Source organism: Halochromatium sp. NSM3, from assembly GCF_059621085.1.
This window is the reverse complement of sequence record NZ_JCAQIA010000011.1, coordinates 86,587-93,455: the sequence shown is the minus strand read 5'-3', so window position 1 is coordinate 93,455 and position 6,869 is coordinate 86,587. Positions and strand designations below refer to the sequence as shown.

At 61.8% G+C, this 6,869-nt stretch carries 7 protein-coding genes; 3 read left to right on the top strand and 4 right to left on the bottom strand.

The features are described 5' to 3' along the window. Nucleotides 1-347: 347 nt before the first annotated feature. The 3 genes from AC54T3_RS06850 (at nt 348) to AC54T3_RS06840 (ending at nt 3,858) form a co-directional block, all read left to right on the top strand. Nucleotides 348-2,771, top strand: a complete 2,424-nt coding sequence (locus AC54T3_RS06850; protein ID WP_496623473.1) for an Eco57I restriction-modification methylase domain-containing protein — start codon at nt 348-350, stop codon at nt 2,769-2,771. Nucleotides 2,772-2,795: 24 nt separating this feature from the next. Further along, on the top strand, nt 2,796-3,581 hold the full coding sequence (locus AC54T3_RS06845; protein WP_496623481.1) for a DUF8810 domain-containing protein: 786 nt from the start codon (nt 2,796-2,798) through the stop codon (nt 3,579-3,581). 97 nt (nt 3,582-3,678) lie between these two features. Beyond that, nucleotides 3,679-3,858 carry a DUF29 family protein gene (locus AC54T3_RS06840; RefSeq protein ID WP_496623479.1) on the top strand — a complete coding sequence of 60 codons (180 nt, stop codon included), beginning with the start codon at nt 3,679-3,681 and terminating at the stop codon, nt 3,856-3,858. A gap of 316 nt (nt 3,859-4,174) precedes the next feature. Here the strand turns inward: AC54T3_RS06840 and AC54T3_RS06835 are convergent, their stop codons facing one another. The 4 genes from AC54T3_RS06835 to AC54T3_RS06820 form a co-directional block, all read right to left on the bottom strand. Further along, nucleotides 4,175-4,399 carry a hypothetical protein gene (locus AC54T3_RS06835; protein WP_496623471.1) on the bottom strand — a complete coding sequence of 75 codons (225 nt, stop codon included), beginning with the start codon at nt 4,397-4,399 and terminating at the stop codon, nt 4,175-4,177. Between the two features lie 354 nt (nt 4,400-4,753). Then, the gene (locus tag AC54T3_RS06830; RefSeq protein ID WP_496623470.1) at nt 4,754-5,254 is read right to left on the bottom strand and encodes a cupin domain-containing protein; all 501 of its coding nucleotides are present in this window, start codon (nt 5,252-5,254) and stop codon (nt 4,754-4,756) included. 129 nt (nt 5,255-5,383) lie between these two features. Further along, complete coding sequence (locus tag AC54T3_RS06825) at nt 5,384-5,827, bottom strand: DUF302 domain-containing protein (protein WP_496623469.1); 444 nt, start codon at nt 5,825-5,827, stop codon at nt 5,384-5,386. 113 nt (nt 5,828-5,940) lie between these two features. Next, on the bottom strand, nt 5,941-6,816 hold the full coding sequence (locus AC54T3_RS06820; RefSeq protein ID WP_496623467.1) for a tetratricopeptide repeat protein: 876 nt from the start codon (nt 6,814-6,816) through the stop codon (nt 5,941-5,943). Between the last annotated feature and the right edge of the window lie 53 nt (nt 6,817-6,869).

Below are 6,869 nucleotides of genomic sequence, written 5' to 3'. Positions count from 1 at the left end.
CGGGCCGCGTCCTGCGCGCTGGCTTCGTCTGGCTGAAGAAGCTTGCTAATCAGGTGATGCCAAGCGCCGAAACGAGTTCAGTTTCAGTCCACGCGCTCAACAACGGTGGTTGGTAGGTGTTTCCAGCCCACCTGCTTACGGATACTGTTCAAGGTGCCGACGGGAACATCACCATCAGGATGCTTGACAGTCACCAAGCCCTTTGACCCTCGCCAAATACCAGCCATCCGCTTCGAGTTGCTTGATGATCTGCTTGCTGTCCATGGTGGTGATGATAACCACTAGAGCAAAGAAGGCAACAGCAGCAAACTTCAGAACCGGCTAAAAAGTCGATTAGGAAGAAACCCTTGCACCTCTTCAACCCCAAAACGATCGCGCGCAACCGATCCGCTCAAGCGATTCCACCGGCGCACCTCCGCCTGCTCGAAGCCTGGGCTGAGATGATTCGCGACCGGCGCATCGAGACCCTCAAGGAGGTCGCGCTCCATGGCCAGTTCGCGGCCAAGATCGTCGAAGGCGTGCTCGGTTACCGAGGGCCGGCAAGCGGTGCCGAGTACAGCCTGGCGACCGAACAGAACATCCTGCGCGGCAGCGTCGATCTCGCGCTCGGGCGCTTTGGCGGCGAGACGCCCGAGATTCTGGCGCCTTTCGAGCTGAAGGGCGCCGCTACCCGCGACCTCGACGCCATCATGCCCGGCCGCAACAAGAGCCCGGTGCAGCAGGCGTGGGAGTACGCCATGCACGCGCGCGGCGTGCAATGGGTCATCGTCTCGAACATGGTCGAGCTGCGGCTGTATGGGTTTGGCGAGGGCACCACTGCCTTTGAGCGCTTCTGGCTCGACCGGCTCACCGAGCCCGAGGAATACGCCCGTTTCATCCTCCTACTCGCGGCCGACAACCTGCTCTCCGGGCGCACGCTGGAGCTGCTGCACGAGAGTCGCCGCGAAGACAAGGACATCACCAATAGCCTGTATCAGGACTACAAGGCGCTGCGGTTGCAGTTGATCGGCGCGGTGCGCGCGGCAAGCACGTCCGTCGAGCCGCTGCACGCGATCGCCATCGCCCAGAAAATCCTCGACCGGGTGCTGTTCATCGCCTTCGCCGAAGATACCGGCCTGTTACCGAGCGACACCCTGGCCAAGGCGTTCGAGACCAGCGATCCGTACAATCCACGCCCCATTTGGGACAACTTCAAGGGCTTGTTCCGGGCCATCGATCAAGGCGGCGAGCGGCTGAAGATCCAGCCCTATAACGGCGGCCTGTTCGCCACCGACGAGACCATCGACAACCTTCCATTGGCCGACAGCCTCTGCGAAGGCTTCAAGACCCTCGGCGAGTATGACTTCGCCTCCGAAGTCTCGGTCACCGTGCTCGGCCATATCTTCGAGCAGTCCATCACAGACGTGGAGCAGTTGCAGGCGCAGGCGCGCGGCGAAGACGGCCCTGGTCTGGAGCAGGGGCCGGAGCCGGAGCCGGAACAGGGGCCAAAAAAGACCAGCGGCACCAGCGGGCGGCGCAAACGCGATGGCGTGGTCTACACGCCCGACTACATCGCGCGCTTCATCGTCGCCGAAACCCTGGGCGCGCATCTCACGGAGATCTTCACCGAGATCCTGCGCGTGCATGCAAAAAAAGACACGGACCTCTCCGACTACAGCGCCATCGCCTGGCGCCGGAAGACCGCGGAACTGGAAGCCTGGCAAGCGTATCGCGACCGACTCAAGACCTTGCGCATCCTTGATCCGGCCTGCGGCTCGGGCGTGTTCCTGATCATGGCCTTCGAGTTCATGAAGACCGAGTTGGCGCGCGTCAATCAGAAGATCGCCGAGCTGGAAGGCCGGCCGGGATACGTCGACGATCTGCTCGACCCGGACAGCGAGATCCTGACCAACAATCTGTTCGGCGTCGATGTCAACGTCGAAAGCGTCGAGATCGCCAAGCTCTCGCTCTGGATCAAGACCGCCCGGCGCGGCAAGACGCTCGACAGCCTCTCCGACAACCTCAAGGTCGGCGACAGTCTGATCGATGAGGATGGCTTCGCCTATCTCGGGCGCGGCCTCGATTGGAGCCAGGCCTTTCCTGAGATCCTCGCCGAAGGCGGCTTCGACATCCTGCTCGGCAACCCGCCCTATGTGCGTATGGAACTGCTGAAGCAGCTCAAGCCTTATCTCGAGCAGCATTACCAGGTCGTCTCCGACCGCGCCGATCTGTATTGCTATTTCTACGAGCGCGGCCTGCAACTGTTGAAACCCGGCGGCCGACTCGGCTTCATCTCCTCCAACACCTTCTTCAAGACCGGCTCCGGCAGGCCGCTGCGCGACTATCTGCTGCGCGAGGCGACCCTCGAAGCGGTGGTCGATTTTGGCGATCTGCAGGTCTTTGAGGACGTTACTACCTACCCGGCGATCCTGACCCTGAAGAAGGGCGCCGCGCCGACCGACCACGCGCTGCGGTTCTGGAAGCTCGACAGCCTGCCAGACACCAACTTCCTCGCCAGTTGGGAGGCCGCTGCTGGACCCTATCCGCAAGCCGCGCTCGGTGACGGCTCCTGGGAGCTGGAGAATACAGCGCTGCGGGCGTTGCGCGACAAGATCCGCGCCGGGAAGAAGACGCTGAAGGAGGTCTATGGCGCGCCGCTTTATGGGATCAAGACCGGCCTCAACAAGGCCTTCGTGATCGACACCCCGACCAAGGAGCGACTCTGCGCGCAAGACCCCCGCTCCGCCGAGCTGCTGAAACCTTTTCTGGAAGGCAAGGATCTGAAACGCTGACGCGCCGAGCCGCGCGGGCTCTGGCTGATCTACATCCCGAAGAACCGGATCGACATCGACACCTATCCGGCGATTCGTGACTGGCTATGGCCGTTCAAGGACAAGCTGGAGAAACGCGCGACCAAGCAGGCCTGGTACGAGCTGCAGCAGGCGCAGGAGGCCTATGCGCCGCATTTCGCCGCGCCGAAGATCAGCTATCCGCACTTCAACGCGGCACGCAATTTCTTGTTCGAGCCCCAAGGCGCCTTCTCGAACGACAAGTCCTATCTGATCCCCTCCGACGACACCGCCTTGCTGGCGCTGCTGAACAGTCGCGTCCTCTGGTTTGTCTTGTCCTCGATGAGTCCACCGGTTCGCGGTGGCTACCACGAGTTGCGGGTTCAATACGTCGAGACTTTGCCGATCCCGGAGTGGTCATCGGAAATTAAAGCCGCACTGGCTGAGCAGGCCGAACGCGCCAGCCAAGCCGCAGAGCAGCGTTTGCACCTCCAACAAGCGCTCCTGCGCCGCATCCCCGATCTGTGCCCGCCAGAGCGACAACCCAAACTGACCACCAAGCTCCAGGAGTGGTGGACCCTGCCCGACTTCGCCGCCTTCCGCGCCGAGATCAAGAAGACCTTCAAGGCCGAGATTCCACTGGCCGAACGCTCCGACTGGGAAGACTGGATCAACCGAGACCGCTTCCACATCAATCGCCTGACGGCGGAAATCGCCCAAGCCGAGGCGCGCATCGACAGCCTCGTCTACGCGCTGTTCGAGCTGACCGACGAAGAAATCGCGCTTCTCGAAGCGGCAATTGATACCCACTAAATCTCACCTGTGTTCGCGGAGCCGCCAACCATGACCAACCGTTTATAGCTCCACAAACAGGCTCGCCGAATACGACGGCGACTTCTATGCTTGGACCCTGCAAACCGCGCAACACCTGCGTTCAGGCCAGCTCGATCAGGTCAATCTCACGCAGGTCGCCGAGGAGATCGAAGACATGGGGAAGAGCGACCGCCGCGCGTTGGAACGTCACCTGAAGATTCTGATGCTGCACCTGCTCAAGTGGCGCCATCAGCCCAGCCATCTCCCGAACACTTAAACAGTACCTAGACTGCTTTGCCCGCCAACACGCCACCGCCAACCTGAGCCGAACCTATATCGCTGCCGAGGGCTCGGTAGTGCTAGGGTCGCGGCTGGTACGAGCGTTACGAATTCGATCGCTTCCCAGATGCGCTACTGACCCTATGGCTGCCAACTGGGGCGATCACACGGTGTTGAGAAAGACAACTAACGCATCGTCGCCCTTGCCGCATCGGCCAGAAAGCCTGAGCGCGTTGCGCCATGCGCCTTGGCATAGGCGTCGATTTTCGTCGGCAGGCGCCGCGACTGGACGCGTCAAGCCGCCTGCTTAGGCTTCAAGATCGACTCGATGAAAATCGCTCACCCAGGACCAGGTCGGCGGTCGAGATACCGGCGACCTCACACTGAGACACCAGCGTCGAGAGCGCCTCGTAATACCCCATCAAACGCCCGTCCACTAACGCATCCCCGCCTGCCTGCGCTCGCGTCTCCTCTGCCGACTCCTTGAGCGACTGCGCCACCTCCTCAAGAACAGCGATCACATCGTCTTTGTTAGCCATCGGTATCACCTCGTTGACGCTTGATGAGTTCATCAAGGATGTCGATCTGGTCTGAAAAAATCTTGATCCCTTTCGGCCAATATGACTCGATCAACGCCTGGCGCATTCATGGAAGATCCGCTTCTCGCAGGTTGCACAGACCGCCTTATCGAGCTTCTGGTAGATCGCATGGATCGCCGCATACTTGCCCCGAAACACGTTGCGCGCGCCCCTGGCTTCGATGCAACCACAGGCCTCGAGCGTCTCCCACAGCGCTGGTGGGCAGGCCGCTCGAGCAGCGACTGGTACAGAGATCCGCGCGCGGATCGAATCCGAGGGCGGCAGCACCACCGCAGAGCGGGGATGGTATCGATTTTAAGAATCATCCGCCGCGTGGGCATCCACGGGTTCGTCGAATGCGATGAACAGGATGCAATCCTCGTCCGAGATGCAATGGGCCGTGTGCGCGAGCCGGGGCGGGCCGTAGGCGTAGGTGCCGGGCTGCAATACGACGGGCTCCTGATCGTCGTAATCCACCTCCATCTTGCCGGTGACAAGGATCATGCGTTCGGCGCTGGTATGCCAGTGGTGGGGCGCGGTCGTGTTGCCCGACAGGCGGAAGAAGAGGTCGGCATTGGGCTCCGCCGGGTTTCCCTGGAGGACGGCGATTCCGCAGTCGTCGGGCATGAAGGCCGGGCACGGGCCCCATTCCAGGTCGGTTGAGTCGGGATCCCGGGTGAAGGCCTTGTCATCGTCCGCCGCCAGCGCCGGCCCTGGCATCAACAGGGGCACCAGCAGGGGCACCAACAGGACGATGGCCGTCGCGGAGGCGAGGTGGGATAGGGTGCGGGTGACTCGGGTTCTGCGCTCGTACATGACGTACCTCCGGAGAGTAGAGTCATAGCCGTGCCTGGCGAGGACATTCCGCTGTGAATTGGGCAATGGGCAGGCAGACCGCATGCCAAGCTCGAGCGCATGCGGTTGGACATACCCGCCGACAAACACTCAGTCGAAGACAGTGTCCAGCATCGCCTCGAACGCGGGAAGAGCCTTCTGCGCCGCCTTTTTCAAGTTGGGGTCGGGATAGAGTTCATTCATGAATCGCGGATGCAGCAGCGACATGCGGGTAAGGTCTCTTTCCTCGTAGATCGCGATGTTGCCGCAAGGCAGCATCGCTGATGCCTTCATGTCGGCCTTGAAGAAATCCGGGCCGATCGGCGGGTAGCAGATCTTGACGATCGTCACCTCTCCCTTCTTCAGCGGGTGCTCCGAGAGGAACAGCCAGTCGTCATGTCCTTCCGCGTAATCGCGGATGCGCGCGGCGAGTTCCGCAGGCGAATCGGTGGTGTCGCGGATGATGAACATCCCGTCGTCATCAGAGGCGACCGCCATGTGGGCGAAAGCCGCCAGAAGGCCGGCAAGCAGCATGCTCGTGGTCAAGTGTTTCATGGTATTCCTCCTTTATCGTGGTTTGGATCGACTGCACGCATTGCATGCGAGAACCAGTCGCGGATAGGGAATCCACAGCCCCAGGGAATACAGAAGCTCCGTTAAGATGAAGACTAGAAGGGCCTCGAAGAGCGGTCAAGGTACCGCCGAGCTTCGCTCACTCCGCCCCGCCCCGAGTCACTCGCGATGTCGAGCAGTTCGCCGTAGTACGCGCGGGCGCTCGTCTCGTCGCCGGCCGCGTGCACGGCTTGTGCCGCGCCGAGCAGGGTACGATAACGTCCAGGCCAGATTTCATCCGAGGCCTGATAAGCCTCCAACGCCTCGGTCGGTCGGTCCAGATCCATGAGCAAATCGCCCAATGTTTCGTTAGGAGGCAGCAGGGAACCGGGAGTGACCGGGTGTTTCTCGACGGTGCGTTCCAGCCCGGCCGCAGAGCGCATCAGCCTGACGGCCTCTTGGTCTTCGCCGGCAGCATGGGCGATCCAGCCCGCGAGGATCTGACGATCAATCTCGATATAGGTCGCCAAGTGTTCGTCCCCGTCGTCTTTTGCTCGCTCGCGCAGCGCTGCAAGCCGCTGCTCGGCGTCACGGGCCAGATCCAGGTCGCCGGTCTGTACGCCGCCGAGTCCACGCGCATACCAGCTGATGGCCTCCGGCCAACGCGCGGCATCCCAGGGCAGGTCATCGGGAGTGCGTGGCTCCAAAGCGGTCGCGTCGTCCCACTCGCCCAGACGCATGTAAATGTGCGAAGGCATATGCAGGGCGTGCGGCACCTCGGGGGCGATATCAGCGTAGACCTCCACCATGTCCAACGCGTTCTCGGCGCGACCATCGACGTCGGTCGCGTGGATGGAGTAATGGATTGCGCCGGGGTGCTTGGGTTCTTGTTCCCAGATGCGACGTAGAATCTCCTCGGCTTCATCATGGAGCGCATCTCGCTCGTCGGCGCGCTGCTGCGCCAGCGACAGCCTTGTAAGCGCGCCAGCCACGTTCAAGCTCCTCCTCGTTCGGGCGGGTACTCCAGAGCGGCTGGAACAGGTTG

What these genes read in the sequence shown, in the direction of transcription:
- AC54T3_RS06830 (WP_496623470.1), bottom strand. Translation starts at nt 5,254, where the DNA reads ATGTACGAGCGCAGAACCCGAGTCACCCGCACCCTATCCCACCTCGCC.
- AC54T3_RS06825 (WP_496623469.1), bottom strand. Translation starts at nt 5,827, where the DNA reads ATGAAACACTTGACCACGAGCATGCTGCTTGCCGGCCTTCTGGCGGCT.
- AC54T3_RS06835 (WP_496623471.1), bottom strand. Translation starts at nt 4,399, where the DNA reads ATGGCTAACAAAGACGATGTGATCGCTGTTCTTGAGGAGGTGGCGCAG.